Below are 19286 nucleotides of genomic sequence, written 5' to 3' on the forward strand. Positions count from 1 at the left end.
ATGGAACCAGACACCCCCTCGGGCACAACCGGACCGGCGGTTACCACTAAGGTAGCCGCCGGATTTTTCTATTCAGTACTCCCACAAGGACTACGATCTCCCCCATGACCACACTTTTGAGTTGGGCGCGCAGCTTCGGCCATTTCCTCAAATCGCTCGCCTGGTCCGCTTGGCGGTCAATTCTCCAGTGGTCGATGCGTCGTTGGGTAGCCGTCCTCGCCGCCATCGTCACCGGCGTCACCCTCCTTTACTTCTTCGATCTGCCGGACGTGTCCCAGCTGCGCGACGCTTCCACCCGCTATGGCGCGTGGTTTCCTCTCCTTTTCACCCTAGGTTATGTCATATTTACGCAGCTTCCCTTTCCCCGGACGTTGTGGACGGTAGCCGCAGGAATACTTTTTGGCCCATGGAAGGGCCTCGCCCTCTCCTTGTGCGCCTTGACGGTGTCTGCGGCCCTGTCGCTCCTCATCGTCCGCACGCTCCTTGGAGACTGGATCCGTCCGCACCTGACCCACCCCGCAGTGTTTAAAATCAATGCCCACTTGGAGCGACGCGGCTGGCTGGCCATCGCTTCGCTGCGAATGGTAGCCGGCGTCCCCTTCAGTCTCCTGAATTATGTTGCCGCCCTAACTCCGGTGAAGCTTAGCCATTTCACCGTGGCCACCCTCCTCGGTTCCATCCCGACTACTGCCCTCGGCGTCTTCTTCGGCGATGCCCTCACCGGCCACACGTCGCCCGGCATCATTGTCGCCATGGTAGCTTTTGCCGCGATTGGTATGGGCGGGCTGTATATGGATTCGCGTCTCCCCACTCGCCCATAAGTCAAGTACGAGCGGTAGACTATTTCGCAATTGGTTCCTTAAGGAGGATTTTCTGTGCTTGCTGTCCACGCCCGCTACCGGGGCCGCTCCGTGCGTCGCGCAGATTTGGTCCAACGTTCTGCAACGGCTCTATCCACCCTCAATGGTGTGGGCGAGTTCCACGTGCTCGGCGTGGAAGATATTTGCGCCGTAGTTGATTCAGCAACTGCCGTGTGCGACGTGGTCATGGCCTTGCTTGCCGACGGCGACTGGGCTATCGGCATCGGCATTAGCCCCGGCAACCAGGAAGATGAGGAAGGCGCGCGCCAGGTAGCAACCGCTGCATTGCGGAAGTCCGCCCGCATGGGGCAGGTCTACGCCAAACTCAATAAGCGCGGGCGCGCCTCGGAGGCAAGTGATATTGCAGCCACCTTTGCCCTGCTTGGGTACGTTCTGCACAAGCGCACCATCGAAGGGCGCGAAGCAACCTCGCTCGTCCGCGCAGGACTCAACCAGAATGAGGCCGCCGAAGAGCTAGGAATTTCCAAGCAAGCCATGTCGCAACGCCTCCAAGCGGCCGGCTGGAGCGCGGAGATGGCGGGGTGGCAGTTGGCCGTCAACCTCATTGAACGCGCCAACCTTGCCCACCCCTAGAGCAAGTCGGACTTGCTCAACTCAGATGTAGTAACGAAGTCCACGAGGCGCTCCACGGCGCCGATCAGGCTGGAGTCCAGGTCACGGAAGGAATGCACGGAGTTATAGACATGACGCCACCCATCCTTCGGGTCGCTCCACCCTACGCGGCGGCAAATACCGGTTTTCCAATCCTCGCCGTAGGGCACATCTGGCCATTCGCGCAGGCCTACGCGCTGCGGCTTTACCGCCGCCCAGATATCGATGAAGGGATGTCCAGTGACCAGGACATGCTCTCCCACGGTTTCCGTTAATCGGGTTTCCTTGGAGCCTTGAACCAAGTGATCGGCCAATACGCCGACCCTGCGGCCCGGCCCTGGCTGAAATTCTGCGAGGCGCGCCTCCAAGTTGTCCAAACCCTCGAGGTATTCGACGACCACGCCTTCCACACGCAGGTCGTGACCCCACACTTTCTCCACAATGGCGGCATCATGCACGCCCTCCACCCAAATGCGCGATGGCGCGGCAACCTTTGCCTCCACGTTTTCTACGCGGCGGGAGCCGGAGTTGGATTTGCGGGGAGCCTGCTTTTCGACGTACCGGGTAAGCGTTACCGGCTTTCCTTCCACTAGGAACCCGCCTTTAACCAGGTTAAAGACCCGTTCTACGCCATGGCGATCCTCAAGGCGTACCACCTCACCGAAAACGGTTTTATCCACGCCCATAACAGCCCCCACAAAGTCATCGCCGCGCACTTCCACTACCATTCCGGGCTCGGCTGGTACTTCCGGGTACTGGCGCGGCTTCGACCGCGAGTGGCCAGCAAAAATATCTCCGCCATAAGGATCAAAACTCATGGCCCGTTAGTCTATCTACTAGACTGGCTCGCCATGGATATGCGCGCCGAAGTATGGTCACCTTTACAAAACACCGCCGTCTGGCTTGGCTCGTGGCTGTGGGGACATGAAACCACCGATGACTTGCTGGACGCGCTTACTGAACTAGGCGGACGTCCAGAATGCTTGGACGAATCCCCCTTCGTCGATGTGTTAGCCATGCTGCGCGCGGAGACCTCCGAGCTTACCGCTCATCGCGGTGTACGTGCAGAACCTATCGTGCGCCTCGCACTGTCCGGGCCAGGCGAGCCACCCGCATTGCCGGCAGGATCGGAGTCCTATCGCGCGGCCGCACAAAGTTCTGCCGGGGCAATCATAGTTCGCACCAATGATCCCTTGCGTAACTTAGTCCTCGTCCCCCACATTCGCCACAGCCATACAGCGTGGCAAGTGGTCGTCGAAAAGCAGCAGCTCCCCGCGCCCGCCTGGCTAAGCCCCGGTGAAGCTGATGCCCTCCTCTCTCAGGCAACCAATGAGTCCGCCGATCTCATCGCCGCAACCGGGTATAGCACCGAGGCCTTGCCCAACCCACGCCTCACCGTGGGAACCCTGAGCGACTTCTATGACACACCCGGACTTCCCCGTTCAACGCCAGCTCGAGCAGCCAAGCTCTTTGCCCGTGCCGACCGAGTGGCCGCGATCATCGAAACCGTCACTGACCGCATCAATGACCACAGCCTTGATCCACAATTGCTTCGCTTGTGGCGCCACATCCGCCAGGCCCGCATGACGGGCGTGTCTTATGCGCTTGGAGAGTTTGCCCGTTAACGCGACCAGATATCGCAGCACCCCGCCGCGCACGGCTCACCATTGACTGTGCACCCTTGCACCGTGACGCTCCCGCTGGTCTCCCACTCGCGGCCCTGCTCTAGCTCATCGATGAGATCAACGACCATCTCCGCAAACCGTGGAGTCGGACCCGCTGTACGAGTGCGCAGGACCTTGACGCCCATCTCTTCGGCTGCCTTCTGCAGCTCGGAATCGAGATCCCAGATGACCTCCATATGGTCTGAGATGAAGCCAATCGGACACACCACTACCGTGTCGATACCTTCGTTGTGGTGGATATCAGTGGTGTGATCAATAATGTCAGGCTCGAGCCACGGAGTGCGTGGATTGCCCGAACGTGACTGCCATACAAGGTCATAATCAGAAATACCGGCCCGTGCGGCCACCAACCGCGACGCCTCTGCCACCTGGCGGGAGTAAAGGTTTTTATCCCCTTCTGCGCCGCCCACGTTATCGTGCGCGACGGGAACCGAATGGGCGGTAAACAGCAAGCGAGTGGATTCCTTCTTTTCTTCCGGAACCTGTCCCCAGACCTCCGTGACAGCGGCTGCCATTTCGGCCACGAACTTCGGATGGTCGAAGAATTGGCGAATCTTAGTAAATTCAATGTCCGGCAGACCCTGCTCCGCCAGATGCTCGCGCATCCGCTGAATATCCTCATCATATTGCCGGCATGCGGAGTACCCACCCCATGCAGAGGTAGCGAAGACAGCTACCTTGCGCACCCCGTCCTGAGACATCTTCTCCGCAGTCTCACTGGCAAAGGGGTGCCAATTTCGATTGCCAAAGTAGACAGGTAGATTATGTCCGCGTTTTTTCAGCTCCACTTCGAGGTGATCGATGATTTCGCGGTTAAGCGCATTGAGCGGACTTACCCCTCCGAAGTGGTAATAATGCTCGCCCACCACTTCTAGCCGCTCGCGAGGGATACCTCGACCTCGGGTAACGTTCTCCAAAAAAGGAACGACCTCCTCGTTTCCTTCCGGGCCACCGAAAGAAAGAACGAGGAGGGCGTCGAAGTTTTGGGCATTCTGTTGTGCGTCAGTCATGCCCTAAACCATACCAACCAAAAGTTGGAGATTAGAGAAGGCGCACAACATCGGGAGTAGCGCCACCCCAGCGAACTGGAACTACTGAAACAGTCTGACCAGACTGTGGCGCTTCAATCATTTGGCCGTCGCCTAGGTAGATAGCTACGTGCTGGCTTCCACCAGCTCCGTAGAAGATAAGGTCACCGCGCTGTGCATTCGCACGAGGAACCTTCTTACCCTGCTGGTACTGCGCACCAGTGTAATGAGGAAGGTCCAGGCCGGCTGCCGCGTAGGCGTACTTGACTAGCCCCGAGCAATCGAAGCCAGACTGACCGAAGTCACCGAAGGAGTCAGCCACGCCACCATCGCGAAGCCCACCAGTAGGACCATTATTATCGCCGCCACCCCACACATAAGGGACACCAACCTGGGACTCGGCGCGAGAAATCACGGCCTCGATCTGAGCGTCTCGGCCCGCATCTGCACCAGTGGTGGTTTCCTCGGACTCAGTTACCTCATCCACCTCGGGAGCGTCAACACTGGCGGCAGGTGCAGTGTTCGGACTGCCCAAACCAAGCAAGTCAGATGAACCTTGCATGAGGGTGCGCACATCGTCCTCATCAACGGCTGCGGCGATATCATTCGCAAGTCCGAGCGCATCGTTCACGGAGGATCCAGTGCCAAAATCGACGTTCTGGAACGTCGGCGTTGTACCCTTGTTGAGGGCGTTTCCGAAGTCCGCTTCTGGAGTAGTCTTCTCCTGCTCAGCAACGGATGGAGCCTCCGGATTATCGGCAACGTCCGCACTGCCAGGAGCCTCAAGCGAGCCCCGATCTACTACCTCATCTGTAAAGCCCTGAGACTTGTCCTCGGAAGTCAAGTCTTCAGAGTTGACCGTAAAGGCGTTAGTCGAAGCTGCAGAATCAAGATTATCAACTTGATTTGGCGAGGTTGGAAGAGAATCCTGCTGCGAGAGCTGTATCCCGCTTGCTGCCCCCTCTTGGGGCGCAGCCTGCTGCTGGCGGGCAAAAGTGGCCTCCGCAAACCTTTGGGTAGCGTTTAGTCGAGCTTCATTCTGGGCCAGCTCTCGACGCTCCTGCGCGACCCGACTCTCGGCTTCTCGCTTTTCCTCCCCCGCCTGGCGCAGCTCATCTTCCAAGCTGGCAACATACTCTTCATTAGTGCCCGGCTCGCCATTCACTTGTTCCAATTGGGTTCGAATCTGAGCAATACGGTCTTCCGCTCCGGAAACATCCGCTTCCGCGCGACCTAGCTCTGCCCGGGACTCCTCTACAGCGGCCTGCAGTGAATCTGCATTGGCAACCGCACGGTCAATTGCTACGTGGTCTGAGTTTTGATCCTGGACCGTACCCGGGTTTGGCGTCGATACTTCATCGGCGCCCGCTGGGGCTACGGTGGAAAGCGTTGAAATAGCTGCGGTACCTGCTACTGCAGCAATGAAAGCGCGAACATGTCGAATGCGCGGAAGGCGAATGGTGGCCACTGAAATACTCCTAGTTTGGGCCCACGCTGCTCGTTTAGTGAGAGTCCATGAAGACTCCGGACATAGGTATGCCCGGGATCCCCGCCTGTATATTTCGCACAAACACAGGCGTTATCGCATGCCTTATTGGGCGGCCTAGAGGTTCGCCTCGAGTAGTTATTTATAGATACGCGAAACTATCCCCTGGTGCCCGCAGACACTAGAGCGGTAATTGGTATTGGACTGCCTACATTGGCTGAGACTTCACTCCGGGCGTGCACATTCTGTGGACGCTCAGCAGACTTAGGGCTTTCATGTTGGAACTAGAGAAAGTTGTGAACTTTTCGCGCCAAATATTGGCCGCCTCAAATCGCTACTGTTTCCCCACAACAGCGACATCCGGACAACTCGTACCCTGGCAAGAGAGCCTAAAGGTCTACTTGCGCGAGTCCGCCAAGCCGGACACAGATGGTCTACAACTATCCTCTGTTCAAACAAAGTCCCACGACTGTGAAATCCACTTCTATTCTTGCGCTGCGCGCGACATACGCTCCAGGGTGCGTTTTACAACCCGCGATTCCGTATGCCCCGATCACGTCTTCGTTGCACTGAGCACCGTGAGAACTGCTCTACGGGTTCTGGCAGACCTCGCCGCGGCGCCAACTGGAGTCCAAAAGGTCTAACCTTTTGAGCACTACCGAGCCGTCGAGGGCAAGCAGCCACAAACCATGAACAGGCCGCACGAAGCTGACCCTTGTGGAGTGATTCGGCGTTCCCGGACCCTATCCCTATGGACCTCTCCGTACGCACCTTCTGTAACAACAGGCTTTCAGCCTTAGCCATATAAAGGTTCGCACCAAAATTTCCACACGGTGGAGTTCTAATGAACCCGTCTCACCTCATAAACGGAAGGTGGGTTGATGTGTAATTTTTCGAACATTGTAATCGCTCAAGTTCTTTGCCTGCGTCCCAATCGTTATCGATAGGTCCCGGTTCATTGACTTCCAAGAACGGCCACTCGACGTTCTAACTTTCGCTTGAGGCGTGCTTCCCCACATACCCGTGCGAGTTCTCTCGTGACAGTCAAGGCTAAGCCCATGAACCCAGGAAGCAAGGAATGTCTCCTGAGTCGACAACCGAACCTTACGTCACGACACGCCCGTTTCGCACAATTTTCCCGCAATTCACGTGAGTCAAGTTAATTCACATGACTCAACATGTGCACCTAACCTGCAATGATTTTGTTACCATCCCGTTATTGTGACTTTAATCACTAGACAACCGGAGCCCCATACGCCCTACTAGCCCCGAGTCTGACCATAACCAGGACAACTCAACCACTCCCCCACCGGATGTCAACCCCTAAGGGTTTACTTTGACCACTCCCCCGCCCCATCCACGATCCCCAATTAGGTATCCGGCTCACGTTAAGTCCAGGCCGAACTTCTGCCTCCCCAATCCGCAACCGACTCTCCCGGCACCCCGTGAGTGAACGAAACTGCGTCATCCACATTCGCCCGGAGTCCTTCAGTACACGCCTTCGGGTCAGTTGCCCGAATTTTCCGCGCATCAAAGGCCCGCAAAAGTTTCACCCTCTAACGTGATACTTTCTCGAACAAACTTAATTTTCAGGTACTATTTGTCGAATTCTGGAAGGCCATGTTCCACGCTTCTCGCCCGACTTTCATTACTAGCCCGTCTCGCACCCTCAGGTTCCGTAGATCCTTTTCAACCATTAGGGCTTGCGACGGCCGGCCGCTAGGAAAGAGCCAACCAATACAATCACGGCGATTACGGCAACTGCCCCCACCACTGCGCCGACCGGGAAGCTGATTTGGTCTAGCCCCCTGTAGTACTCAGACAGAAGGTCTACTTGTTTAACCCCAGGCGGGATCTGTGCCTGCACCGACTCAATGTCGGCACGGCTATAAGTGTCGCTGACGGAAGAAACATGGCGAGGGGTTTGTACGATGACGGTATTCAAGCCTGTCGCATCCTGGAGCTCTTGGGCAATGTCACGGACATCAGGTGCCCGATCAGCCACCACATCAACCACGGCCACTCCGTCACCGTCTCGCAAGCCTTGAGCTACCTCCGCGTTGAGCTGTGCATCTTGGCTGAGCGTTGGGGACGTGTAGGCCACGCCATCCTCTTCCAGCTGGCCTGCCAAATCAGCTACATCTACGCCCGCGGGAACCATGTGTATCTCTTCCTTATATATAGGGCTCCTAAACTTCTTCTCCCCCAAGATACGGGCGGGCCACAGACGTCCTTCCCCTCAACTCGCCGAATTTCTCGAAAAGGTGAAAACAGAACGCTTGTACTGTTACAATGGCAGCGACCGAAGGTTTTAGCCTCTACAATATCTAGGTGAACCATCGCGTTCTTTGTCGCCTTCAACACAGCGGGCCCCATGGTCGCGTCGCGTCACACCAGTGACCAATGATGCCGAGCACTGCCCCGCGGTGACGACTGGCGGCGAGTACCAAACAGAACACACTGTTTATTAACAAGGAATGGAGCTCCCTGTGACTGAAAGCTTGAACTCCTTCGAGGCCAAGAAGACCCTTGACGTCAACGGCAAGTCTTATGACTACTTTGACATCAACACCGTCTCCGGCTTGGAGAAGTTGCCTTACTCCCTCAAGGTGCTGGCAGAAAACCTGCTGCGTAACGAGGACGGCAAGAACGTAACCAAGGACCACATCAACGCCTTGGCAAACTGGGATCCGGAGGCAGAGCCGGACACCGAAATCCAGTTCACCCCAGCACGCGTCCTCATGCAGGACTTTACCGGTGTTCCTTGCGTTGTTGACCTCGCTACCATGCGTGAGGCCGTCTCCGCACTGGGTGGCACCCCGGATCAGGTTAACCCTCTCAACCCGGCCGAAATGGTCATTGACCACTCCGTCATCGTTGAGGCTTTCGGCTCTACCGATGCGCTGGAAAAGAACGTTGAAATTGAGTACCAGCGCAACGAAGAGCGCTACCAGTTCCTCCGCTGGGGTGCTGAGAACTTCTCCAACTTCCGCGTTGTTCCTCCAGGAACCGGCATCGTCCACCAGGTAAACATCGAGTACCTGTCCCGCGTTGTATTCGACAACGAGGGCCTCGCTTACCCGGATACCTGTATCGGTACTGACTCCCACACCACCATGGAAAACGGCCTGGGCATTCTGGGCTGGGGCGTCGGCGGCATCGAAGCAGAGGCTGCCATGCTCGGCCAGCCGGTATCCATGCTTATCCCGAAGGTCGTAGGCTTCAAGCTGACCGGTGAGATTCCTACCGGCGTCACTGCAACCGACGTCGTTCTTACCATCACCGAGATGCTGCGCGAGCACGGCGTTGTTCAGAAGTTCGTTGAGTTCTATGGCAACGGCGTTAAGTCTGTCCCGCTGGCAAACCGCGCCACCATCGGCAACATGTCCCCTGAGTTCGGTTCCACCGCTGCGATCTTCCCGATTGACGAGGAGACCACCAAGTACCTCGAGCTCACCGGCCGCCCGCAGGAGCAGATCGACCGCGTCGAGGCCTACGCCAAGGCACAGGGAATGTGGCTGGAAGAGGACGCTCCAGAGGCAAAGTACTCCGAGTACCTCGAGCTGGACCTGTCCACCGTTGTTCCTTCCATTGCCGGCCCGAAGCGCCCGCAGGACCGCATCCTGCTGACCGAGGCCAAGGAGCAGTTCCGCAAGGATCTGGCTAACTACACCACCGACGAGGTTTGCGTTGACGAATCCTCTGTCGAGGCAAAGCGCATGTCCGCAGAAGGCGGCGCTCCAGTTATGGAGGACGTCACTGGCGGCTTGAACAAGGCTCGTGAGGGTCACGGCGAGTCCTCGGCTACTGGCGCGAAGGGCCGTCACTCCAACCCAATTACCGTTGAGTCCCAAAACGGTGGCGAGTTCACCTTGGACCACGGCATGGTTGCCATTGCCTCCATCACTTCCTGTACCAACACCTCTAACCCATCCGTTATGGTGGGCGCAGGCCTTATCGCCCGTAAGGCAGCAGAAAAGGGTCTGCAGTCCAAGCCATGGGTTAAGACAATCTGTGCTCCTGGCTCCCAGGTTGTTGATGGCTACTTCCAGCGTGCAGACCTGTGGAAGGATCTCGAAGCCATGGGCTTCTACCTCTCCGGCTTTGGTTGCACCACCTGTATTGGTAACTCCGGCCCACTGCCGGACGAGGTTTCCGCAGCCATCAACGAGAACGACCTCGCTGCCACCGCGGTCCTTTCCGGTAACCGCAACTTCGAGGGTCGTATCTCCCCGGATGTCAAGATGAACTACTTGGCTTCTCCAATCATGGTCATCGCCTACGCCATCGCCGGCACCATGGACTTTGACTTTGATGCACAGCCGCTGGGTCAGGATAAGGAAGGCAACGATGTCTTCCTGAAGGACATTTGGCCATCCCCGCAGGAGATTGAGGACACCATCCAGTCCGCTATCTCCCGCGAGATGTACGAGGCTGACTACGCCGACGTCTTCAAGGGCGACGATGCTTGGCGCAACCTGGACGTGCCGGAGGGCGAGACCTTCAAGTGGGATGAGGATTCCACCTACATCCGCAAGGCTCCTTACTTCGACGGCATGCCTACCGAGCCGAACCCGGTTGAGGACATCAAGGGCGCACGCGTTCTGGCAAAGCTGGGCGATTCCGTCACCACTGACCACATCTCCCCTGCTTCCGCTATTAAGCCGGGCACCCCGGCCGCGCAGTACCTCGATGAAAACGGCGTTGCCCGCCAGGACTACAACTCCTTGGGTTCCCGTCGCGGTAACCACGAGGTTATGATGCGCGGTACCTTCGCGAATATTCGCCTGGCCAACCAGTTGGTCGACGTCACCGGTGGCTACACCCGTGACTTCACCCAGGAAGGCGGCCCGCAGGCCTTCATCTTCGATGCTTGCCAGAACTATAAGGAAGCCGGCATCCCGCTCGTTGTCATCGCCGGCAAGGAGTACGGCACTGGCTCTTCCCGTGACTGGGCAGCCAAGGGTACCAACCTGCTTGGCGTGAAGGCTGTTATTACTGAGTCCTTCGAGCGCATCCACCGCTCCAACCTGATTGGTATGGGCGTTATCCCACTGCAGTTCCCGCAGGGCGAGTCCCACGAGTCCTTGGGCCTGGATGGTACGGAAACCTTCGACATCGAGGGCATCTCCGCATTCAACGATGGTTCCATCCCGAAAACCGTCCACGTCACCGCTACCAAGGAGTCCGGCGAGGCCGTCGAGTTCGATGCCGACGTCCGCATCGACACCCCGGGTGAGGCTGACTACTTCCGCCACGGCGGCATCTTGCAGTACGTTCTGCGTCAGATGGTCAAGAACTAAGCGTCTTCGCGCAGTCCTTTAGCCCAACCGATGGGTTAAAGGACTAAGTTCAGTCGACAACGCGGGGTTGCACCGCCCTCTCTCAGGAAGGGCAATGCGGCCCCGCGTTTCGTCACGTCGATTTTATTTCTTATTTAAAATTACTGATTAAACAATCTTTAGATATCCCCCATTAAGGAGAGTTCCCTACTATGCCCATCGTGAGCGAATCTGAACTTAGCCGCCGCCGGCACGACATTCTCGTAGGTGCCCGCCGCTGCTTTGCAGAGCACGGGTACGAGGGAGCGACTGTTCGGCTACTCGAACAAGCTACGGGTAAGTCACGTGGCGCAATTTTTCACCACTTCGGTGACAAAGAGTCACTATTCCTTGCCTTGGCGCAAGAAGATGCCGCTCGTCAGGCCGAAGTCGTGGCTCAAAATGGCTTGGTAGAAGTCATGCGGGAAATGCTCCAACATCCTGAGCGCCACGATTGGCTGGCCACACGCTTGGAAATCACCTCCCTGCTACGCACTGACCCCTCGTTCGCCGCTCGGTGGAAGGAAAACCAGTCGGTTCGTGATGAAGCCGTTCGCGCACGCTTGGCATCTAATGCGGATAAGGGCCGCCTTCGGGATGATGTAGAAATCGATACCTTGGCCATCTATCTTGAGGTATTTATGGATGGATTCATTAATCGGCTTGCCTTGGGCGATACCGCGGAACTAGAAAATGTTCTTGACTTAGTAGAGCAATCCATCCGCGGTGCTCAGGCGAGCCCACAGTAATCCCCCGTACATCCAATCCTGCTCCCGGCTGCTTCTTAACTGATATTGGAGAGAGCCGGGAGCAGTTTTGTATGCGCTTATAGCTGCGGCGCCAGCAGTGTCTTTTCCGTTACTTCAGCATAGGTTTCTATTTCTGCCACAAACTTAGAATCGTGGCAGGTAACTACGATGGCGCTGCCGGACTGCAGTGCGTAGTGGATGAGTTGGTGCATGAGCCAGCGGTCGGCAGCTGAAAGCAAGGTGTCTGGTTCGTCGAGCAGAACCACCGGTCGCTGCTGCCCGATCACGTGGGCAATCTGCGCAAGCCGCAGGCGAGACGATGATAGATCGAGAGGATGATCCGCCGGATTTAGTCCCAACAGGTTGCGCAAGGTGTCATTGGGGACGAATTCCTCCACTGTTGGGAACACTGCCTGATCAAATGGCGATTGCAGGGCAAGAGCGGGTGGATTCGGGACAGCTCCGGCGCCATCGAGCCCAGCCGCGGCGCGCAGGAGCGTGGTCTTGCCACTGCCGTTATCGCCACGCAGCCACGTAACCGCGGATTCCGTGATAGGGATTTCCACCGGTCCGACGCTGAAGGAAGTGCCACGGGGCTGAGAAAAGTGCCACCATTTCTTCTTTGCTGCACCCCGGCGAGCCGTTAGCGGACCGATACTCCCTGTCCGGGGGCTTGCAGAAACCCGCGGTAAGTCGACGGCCGCTACGAGTGGGTCTGTTCCGATGATGTCGCCACCCAAATCTGGCCAGGAGGAACTAGAAACGGAAATGACGCAAGTCTCCGGCATTGCCTGCAAGAGGCGAACCACTTGCGTGCGCGAATCAGCATCAAGCCCGGCTCCGGGCTCGCACACAATCATGATTTCTGGCTCGCGAATGGCAACGCAGGCTGCCGCCAACCTGCGCGTTTGGCCACCGGATAGCTGTGTTGGGTTATGTTCACAGTAGTCAGACAGTCCTACAGCGCGAAGCATTCGCTCCCCGCGCCGCTGCATTTCAGGGGCAGGCACGCCGGCATTTTCGAGGCCTAAAACCACTTCTTCGATACAGGTTTCCCGCAGGAAGCTAATCTGTGCTGAGGCATCCGCGCCGATGATGGCTTCGGTAGATAGGTGCTCGGCTAGGTGCACGGCAACGTCTTCGACGGCTGTGTCGGGCTCGACAAGTACTTGATATATGGCCCCAGGATTGGGCTTAATGCGGGCTAGATCCATGTAGCAATCACCACCGCAAGGGTTACTAGCGGAATGAGGAAGCGTACGACGCGGGAGGCCATGGAATCAGCAACGGGGCGCAGTAGGGTGCGTTGCCCTTCTTGGTCGAATCCGACGGCGGCGAGGGCCTGGCCACGTTGGGTTCCTTGGGTAAGGAGGCGAGCGATGACGGGAATAATGACGCGCGAGATGGTATTGCGCCAGGTCACGGTGATGCCGGCGAGCTGGTTTGCGTCACGCACGCAACGCCAAGCGTGCGCACCTTGGGGCAGGGTTTGCAGCGAGGCTCCAACGATATAGGCAACCTTGTGGCCAGCGCGCGACACTTGCAGCCACTTGGCGATATCAGCAATGCGCAGGGCTGCCATGGCCGCGATGAAGCAGGCCATGAGGGCGCAGAACCGCAGGGTGAGGGTGGCGGCGAGAACCAGGCCGTCGCTTGTTAGCAGCGGCAGCACTGGGTCATCACCGTAGGGGGCGTGAATGACCAGCATGGAAAGGGCCGCTGGGGCGCTTAGCGCCAATGTTGTCAAAATCACGGAAGCGTTGCGGGTAGCGGCAGTACCGCAGGCTAGGGCGATGAGCGCTACGCTTGCCGACGCCACCGGGTTATTCAGCGCCAAAGTAAGGATCCAGCCGCAGGCCGCGATGGTGACAACGGTGGCGGGATGAAGGCCGTGCATTAACGTGGCTGAAGGGATTCTCGGGTGCGCTGCGGCAGTGCCTTGACCGCTGCCCAGACAATGAGGAAAACCAGTGCCTTATCCAGGGGATCCGAAATAAAGGACTGCAGCGTAACCGAGGCGATGAGGGAATTGCCCAATTCTCGGAAGAGCGAAACAACCGCGCCCGTACCAAGACCTGCGGTACCGCCATAAACAAAGGCAGCCACTGGTGCGGCGAGCATGCCGGAAATGATTCCAATGATGGCGCCGCTGAGAATGACCCACCACACCTTAGTGAAAGCGCCCTTCTTGATTACCAGTCCGGAGAGGAACCCCGTGGCGGCGGACACGGCGGCGAAGGGCAAAGCGGCGGGGTTCAACAGTCCCCATACGACGGAGGACAAGGTACCAGTAGCCAATCCGGCGATGGGTCCCGCGAGCGCGGCTACCAGGATCGTTCCCACGGAGTCGATATACAGCGGAACACCGATAGAACCGATGATTTCGCCGACAACAATATTGAGCACTAGTGCTACCGGGATGATGGCGATGGTTCGCGCCGGTAATGCCGGAACGGTGCCGGTGAGAAGGAGCGCGGCGCCAACGAGGTAGCCGGCGAGGGTAATGAGCGCCTCGGTCGAGCCGGCAACGGATTCCCAATCAGTAGGACGCAGAAGAACCAGATAAATCCAGGTTGCGGCGACGATGAGTGCACCCGCGATGACCATAGCCTTGCGGACGGGGGTGAGAGAAAGCTGTGACACAGTAAAAGTCCAAATCCATATACCGAAAAATGGGCAAAATAAACGCCGACCGCGGATGGTGCTGCTTTCCTATGTCACCTCGGAAAGCGAGCTCGCACGGCACGTGCGCCGCGGATAATAGTAGAGGCTCTGCGTGCTAAAAGCCACTAATGCGAAACCAATAGCGTCAATGCCCGCGCGCATTCGTGGTGTGCGGCCTCCATGTCTGCGCTTGTTACCAGCCGCGCGTTGTGGGCGCGGCCCCAATGGTTGCGCAAATCTGCGACGCTCGTACCACGCAGCAGTGGCGATTCCGCCTCGACGTCCATGGTGGTTTCTATCGCGTCGAAATTGATGCGTCCGAGTGCAATCATGCAGGTCAAGAGGTCGTGAATCTGAGCTTGATATCCCTCCCCCTGTGCCTGGTGGAATTCAAAATAAAAACGCAGCACGTCCGGCAGGATTTGTGCCGTGGGGTGCTCCCCCAACAATTCCAAGGCCTCGTCTAGGCGCTGCGGAGTAATGAGAAACTGTTCCGTTACTTCGAGGGAACACAGCGTGGTGAGAACGCGTGGGGCGTTTGAATGAAAATGTTGGGCGGCGGCGTGCGGATCCACCCAAAAGTTCCATTCGGCAGTTGGCGTGGTGTTTCCGCCGTAATTGACCGCGCCGCCCATGATGGTGATGGCACCGAAGCGCGCGGCAGCCTCGCTATGGGTTGCTTCGAAGGCCGCAAGGTTGGTGACCGGTCCAGTAACGATCAGCTGCAGATCGTCATGGGTGGCTAATGCTTCTTCCCATACCTGCTGCCAATCGCGCTGTTGTAGCTTGGCGGCGGCAGCGGGGGCGTGTGCGTAGCCCAGCCCTGTCGGGCCATGGGTCTCAGGGGTGGTGGTGAGATCTACCTTGAGGGGTTGGGGTAGGCCGGGGGCTACGGGGACGTCGGAAAGCGAGCACAGGTCCAGAATCCAGCGGGCATTATCCGCGGTCCGGTGGACCTCGACGTTGCCGGCCGTGGTGGTAACCCCCACCAGCTCGATCTCCCCGGCATGATGCAGCCCCGCCAGGTACATAAGGGCGAGGCAATCGTCGACGCCGGGATCGCAATCAATAAGTACAGCTGGTGGCTTAGCAGTCATAATGCCAGCCAGTCTAGCGCCTTACTTGATGGAGCTCACCGGATTGTCGCCATCAACGAAGGCAAGCGGGGATCCCGGCAGGTTTTCACGGCCAAGGGACTCGACGATGACGTCCGCAACCAGCTCGCGAGAAGAAGTCAGAGACTCCTTCAGCTTCTTATCCTCAATCTGCTCAATGCCCTTGGCTGGTTCCTCGGTCAGCATCGCTGGCTTGAGGATGAGGTGCGGGTAGCTGGCCTGTACAAGGCGGTTGTCTACTTCCTTCTTGGACTCCACGTAGGCATACCACTTCTCATCGGCAGGATCCGTGGTTGCTACCTGGGAGCCGACATAAGAGATCATCACATAGGCAGGCACATTCTTGCCCTCCTGCTGCAACTTGTCCATGGCGTCGAGGGTAGCGAGGGCGCCATCGCGGTCGACGGCCCAGGTGAGGTCTGCCCCACCGCGGCCGCCATTGCCAGCGCCCCAGACTACAGCGTCATAAGCGGCGAAAAGCTCTGCCCACTGATCCACGGTTTGTTCAGTAATATCAGCCATAACCGGGGTCGCGCCGAGCTTTTCAATCTCGGCCTTCTGCTCTGGGTTGCGGATGAGGGAGTGGACCTCATGGCCGGCGTCAACCAGCTTAGGGGCGGTCAGCAGCCCGACCTTGCCGTGTCCACCGATGTACAGAATCTTCTTCTTATCAGTCATACCGCCCCACCGTAACAACGGCGCGGCCGGCGTGCAGACGGCCTCCTTACTCCGGCACGCACAAACCACCGCGGCGCGCTCGGCAAGCAGATAGAATTGCACGCATGTATGCCATTATGACCGTCACCGGAGCCGATAGCACCGGCATCATCGCCGCGGTGACCACTACCCTTGCAGAACTCGATATCAACGTCATTGACGTCTCCCAGACGCTCATGGGCGGATACTTCACCATGATCCTGCGCGTCGAATTCGATGCGGACAAGGTCTCCATCCAGGCCATCAAGGAGCGCATGCGCCCCGTGGCGGAGGAAAAGCACCAGTCCATCCGCATTCAGTCCGAAGACCTCTTCACCGCCATGAACGAAATTTAATATGAGTACGCGTTTTAATACCACCAATATCTTGGACACCATCGAGATGATTGAGAACTATCGTCTCGATATCCGCACCGTGACCATGGGCATCTCGCTCCTCGGATGCACCCGCTCCACCATGGAGGCTACCTGCCAGGCCATCTATGACCGGGTCACCCAGCAGGCAGGGCGCCTCGTCGAGGTATGCGAAGGCATCGAGGGCGAGCTCGGCATCCCCATCGTCAATAAGCGCATTTCCGTAACCCCCATCTCCTTGGTGGTGGCCGGCGTAGAGGGAAACCCCGTTGATGCGGCGAAGGCACTGGACAAGGCAGCCAAGGAGGTAGGCGTCAACTTCGTGGGCGGCTATTCCGCCTTGGTAGAAAAGGGCGCTACCACCGCGGAGCAAAAGCTCATCAGCTCCATTCCGGAGGCGCTGGCTACTACGGACGTCGTGTGTTCCTCCGTAAACATCGCCAGCTCCCGCGCGGGCATCAACATGGATGCAGCCAAGAAGATGGGCGAGGTCATCAAGGAAGCGGCCGAGCTGACCAAAGACGATTCCGCCATTGCGTGCGCCAAGCTCGTGGTCTTTGCAAACTCCGTGGGAGATAACCCCTTTATGGCCGGCGCCTTCCACGGCATTGAGGAACCCGATTGCGTGGTCTCCGTGGGCGTTTCCGGCCCGGGTGTGGTCGACCGTGCCTTGGGCTCGCTCGAGGGGGCCAGCTTAGACCAGGTTGCAGAAGAGGTGAAGAAGGCTGCTTTCAAGATCACTCGCGCCGGGCAGCTGGTGGGCAACATGGCCTCGGAGCGCCTGGGAGTGCCTTTCGGCATCATCGACCTTTCGCTTGCCCCCACCGCCGAATTGGGCGATTCGGTTGCGCACATCTTGGAGCACATGGGCCTAGACCAGGTAGGCACCCACGGCACCACTGCGGCCTTGGCTCTGCTTAACGACGCCGTTAAGAAGGGCGGCATGATGGCTTGTTCCCGCGTGGGCGGGTTGTCAGGTTCCTTCATCCCCGTTTCCGAGGACAAAGGCATGATCGACGCGGTCAAGTCCGGCTCCATTTCCATGGACAAGCTGGAGGCCATGACCGCTATTTGCTCGGTTGGTTTCGACATGATTGCCCTGCCGGGCGACACCTCTGCCGCGACGATCTCGGGCATGATCGCTGATGAGGCCGCCATTGGCGTGATGAACCATAAAACCACCGCAGTACGCGTCATTCCGGTACCTGGCGCCCAGGTAGGCGACGAGGTCAGCTTCGGCGGGCTTCTTGGCTACGCCCCTGTCATCCCGGTCAATCAGGTGGGCAATACGCAGTTCATAAACCGCGGCGGCTTCATCCCCGCCCCGGTGCATGGATTCCGCAACTAGCGCCAGCGACAACCGCGCCGCGGTCTAATCCGCGGCGTGCTCCTCGCCTGGCTTATCGGATTCCGCCCACGCAGCTAGGTTGGCCTGGAAGTGCTGGTAGGAGGCCTCCAACTGTTTCAGCTCCACCTCGCCGCCTACCTGGCGGCGGGCATCGGAGTAGATGGCCCGGGCGGCGTCGTCAAGCACGCGCCGGCGTTCCGCTGTGCGAAGAAGGGCAACCACCTTAGCGAGGTTATCCAGCATGCTGAGGTAGATCTCCGCATTATCGGCCGCATCGCGCCGAATCTGTGTAAACATCGCCTCGACGATCTCGTCATAGCTAAAGGTCTGATAATCCAGCCGAAATTCGCCGTCCACATGCACAATGCCCTGCGGAAGCCGCTTATCCCCAATCACGGTGAGAATCTGGGTAAAGCGGTCAATGATGTCAATTACCGTAAATGGGTCATTAACGCCGGTGCTCAAAGCGCGGGCAGCAATTTCTGCAAGGTGCCGAGCGGTAAACCGAGGATCGTGGGCAGAGGCGTTTTCGCGGTGTTGCGTGAGCACGATATGACGCTCAATATCTTCCGGCAAACGTGGCACGCCGTGGGCAATGACCTCGCCTTCCAATACGAGGTCTCCCGGTGCCACGCCGAGGTGCACCGCGCAATCCTCTTGCGCTGCAGCCTGCGCGATGGCGTCATAGTCCACGAATTTGAGATAGCCAGTCTCACTACTGCGGCGCTTTTGCGCGTTCGTGTAGAACTCTGGCCCCGGCGCTTTTACTTTCTCCTCCTCCTCACCGCGGCGGATGAGCCGGCGCATGTGGCTTTCTACGTCTTGGGCAACCACGTGCACCACGTGGGACATGCTGATGGATTGCGCAATGTGCACGATGAAGTAGATGAGGAAGACAACGCAGGCGATGGCCAGCAGAACCGTGACGGCTACATTGAGGGAAGGAACGTATTCTTCTACCCCACCGCCGCCGGTACGAACCGCGCGCAGGGATAGGAGCGCAAAAATAAAGGTTGCCAGGTAGATCGCCAACGTGGATTGAATGGAGCGATCCTTTAAAAACTCGTGCAGGAGGCGCGGGCCCATCACCGTGACGACACCGGATAGCGCGGTCAGCGTGATGAAAAAGACGGTGCCGGCCAAGGAGAGTGACGAGGTTGCTACCGCGCTTAAAATCCCTTGCGCGCTATCGGCGCTGCCGTCATAAAAGGGCGTGTCCGACACGTCAAAATTGCTACCAACCGCAATGAGCAATTCCGCGCCGATCGCGGCGATGGCCACCGCCACGGCGGGGATGAGCCAAAACTTCTCCCGCCAAGCGGGCATCCTCTCCAGCAGTGTCTTCATA

The 19286-nt window shown here is 58.2% G+C and carries 17 protein-coding genes; 7 read left to right on the plus strand and 10 right to left on the minus strand.

The genetic code is table 11. From position 1 onward, the window contains the following. Positions 1-104 precede the first annotated feature (104 nt). Positions 105-821, plus strand: a complete 717-nt coding sequence (locus CORTU0001_RS06500; RefSeq protein WP_005328372.1) for a TVP38/TMEM64 family protein — start codon at positions 105-107, stop codon at positions 819-821. Positions 822-875: 54 nt separating this feature from the next. After that, positions 876-1454, plus strand: a complete 579-nt coding sequence (locus tag CORTU0001_RS06505) for a hypothetical protein (protein WP_005328374.1) — start codon at positions 876-878, stop codon at positions 1452-1454. On the opposite strand, the gene CORTU0001_RS06510 is transcribed toward CORTU0001_RS06505, so the two are convergent. Beyond that, positions 1451-2290 (minus strand): DUF3097 domain-containing protein, encoded by an 840-nt coding sequence (locus CORTU0001_RS06510; protein WP_005328377.1) that lies wholly within the window; start codon positions 2288-2290, stop codon positions 1451-1453. The two genes, CORTU0001_RS06505 and CORTU0001_RS06510, sit on opposite strands and share 4 nt — an antisense overlap. A gap of 33 nt (positions 2291-2323) precedes the next feature. On the opposite strand from CORTU0001_RS06510, the gene CORTU0001_RS06515 reads away from it, so the two are divergent. Further along, positions 2324-3097 (plus strand): hypothetical protein, encoded by a 774-nt coding sequence (locus tag CORTU0001_RS06515; RefSeq protein ID WP_005328378.1) that lies wholly within the window; start codon positions 2324-2326, stop codon positions 3095-3097. Here the strand turns inward: CORTU0001_RS06515 and CORTU0001_RS06520 are convergent. The 3 genes from CORTU0001_RS06520 to CORTU0001_RS06530 form a co-directional block, all read right to left on the minus strand. Next, complete coding sequence (locus CORTU0001_RS06520) at positions 3094-4167, minus strand: ferrochelatase (protein WP_005324811.1); 1074 nt, start codon at positions 4165-4167, stop codon at positions 3094-3096. The two genes, CORTU0001_RS06515 and CORTU0001_RS06520, sit on opposite strands and share 4 nt — an antisense overlap. 31 nt (positions 4168-4198) lie before the next feature. Continuing rightward, complete coding sequence (locus CORTU0001_RS06525; RefSeq protein ID WP_005328380.1) at positions 4199-5653, minus strand: NlpC/P60 family protein; 1455 nt, start codon at positions 5651-5653, stop codon at positions 4199-4201. 1714 nt (positions 5654-7367) lie between these two features. Continuing rightward, positions 7368-7832, minus strand: coding sequence for an Rv1476 family membrane protein (locus CORTU0001_RS06530; RefSeq protein WP_005328382.1), 465 nt, complete (start codon positions 7830-7832; stop codon positions 7368-7370). A gap of 328 nt (positions 7833-8160) precedes the next feature. Here CORTU0001_RS06530 and can point away from each other — a divergent pair, with 328 nt between their 5' ends. Together can and CORTU0001_RS06540 are read left to right on the plus strand one after the other, a co-directional pair. Continuing rightward, positions 8161-10974: an aconitate hydratase gene (can, locus tag CORTU0001_RS06535; RefSeq protein WP_005328384.1), complete on the plus strand. Its 2814-nt coding sequence runs from the start codon at positions 8161-8163 to the stop codon at positions 10972-10974. 191 nt (positions 10975-11165) lie between these two features. Continuing rightward, on the plus strand, positions 11166-11741 hold the full coding sequence (locus CORTU0001_RS06540; RefSeq protein WP_005324819.1) for a TetR/AcrR family transcriptional regulator: 576 nt from the start codon (positions 11166-11168) through the stop codon (positions 11739-11741). Between the two features lie 77 nt (positions 11742-11818). Here CORTU0001_RS06540 and CORTU0001_RS06545 read toward each other — a convergent pair whose 3' ends face one another. The 5 genes from CORTU0001_RS06545 to CORTU0001_RS06565 form a co-directional block, all read right to left on the minus strand. After that, complete coding sequence (locus tag CORTU0001_RS06545; RefSeq protein ID WP_005328385.1) at positions 11819-12955, minus strand: ATP-binding cassette domain-containing protein; 1137 nt, start codon at positions 12953-12955, stop codon at positions 11819-11821. Continuing rightward, complete coding sequence (locus CORTU0001_RS06550; RefSeq protein WP_005328386.1) at positions 12946-13638, minus strand: energy-coupling factor transporter transmembrane component T family protein; 693 nt, start codon at positions 13636-13638, stop codon at positions 12946-12948. Before CORTU0001_RS06550 ends, CORTU0001_RS06545 begins: the two co-directional genes overlap by 10 nt. Beyond that, positions 13638-14348: an ECF transporter S component gene (locus tag CORTU0001_RS06555; RefSeq protein ID WP_179387566.1), complete on the minus strand. Its 711-nt coding sequence runs from the start codon at positions 14346-14348 to the stop codon at positions 13638-13640. Before CORTU0001_RS06555 ends, CORTU0001_RS06550 begins: the two co-directional genes overlap by 1 nt. Before the next feature lie 182 nt (positions 14349-14530). After that, positions 14531-15502 (minus strand): nucleoside hydrolase, encoded by a 972-nt coding sequence (locus tag CORTU0001_RS06560; protein WP_005324824.1) that lies wholly within the window; start codon positions 15500-15502, stop codon positions 14531-14533. Positions 15503-15523: 21 nt separating this feature from the next. Further along, entirely contained in the window at positions 15524-16198 is a 675-nt protein-coding gene (locus CORTU0001_RS06565) for an NAD(P)H-binding protein (RefSeq protein ID WP_005324825.1), read from the minus strand. Positions 16199-16302: 104 nt separating this feature from the next. On the opposite strand from CORTU0001_RS06565, the gene CORTU0001_RS06570 reads away from it, so the two are divergent. Both CORTU0001_RS06570 and CORTU0001_RS06575 read left to right on the plus strand, forming a co-directional pair. Then, the gene (locus CORTU0001_RS06570) at positions 16303-16572 is read left to right on the plus strand and encodes an ACT domain-containing protein (RefSeq protein ID WP_005324826.1); all 270 of its coding nucleotides are present in this window, start codon (positions 16303-16305) and stop codon (positions 16570-16572) included. Between the two features lies 1 nt (position 16573). Beyond that, on the plus strand, positions 16574-17938 hold the full coding sequence (locus CORTU0001_RS06575; RefSeq protein WP_005324827.1) for a PFL family protein: 1365 nt from the start codon (positions 16574-16576) through the stop codon (positions 17936-17938). Positions 17939-17962: 24 nt separating this feature from the next. Here the strand turns inward: CORTU0001_RS06575 and CORTU0001_RS06580 are convergent, their stop codons facing one another. Continuing rightward, positions 17963-19285 carry a DUF2254 domain-containing protein gene (locus CORTU0001_RS06580; RefSeq protein WP_005324828.1) on the minus strand — a complete coding sequence of 441 codons (1323 nt, stop codon included), beginning with the start codon at positions 19283-19285 and terminating at the stop codon, positions 17963-17965. Position 19286: the final 1 nt, after the last annotated feature.

The sequence above is a fragment of the Corynebacterium tuberculostearicum SK141 genome (assembly GCF_000175635.1).
GTDB lineage: Bacteria > Actinomycetota > Actinomycetes > Mycobacteriales > Mycobacteriaceae > Corynebacterium > Corynebacterium tuberculostearicum_C.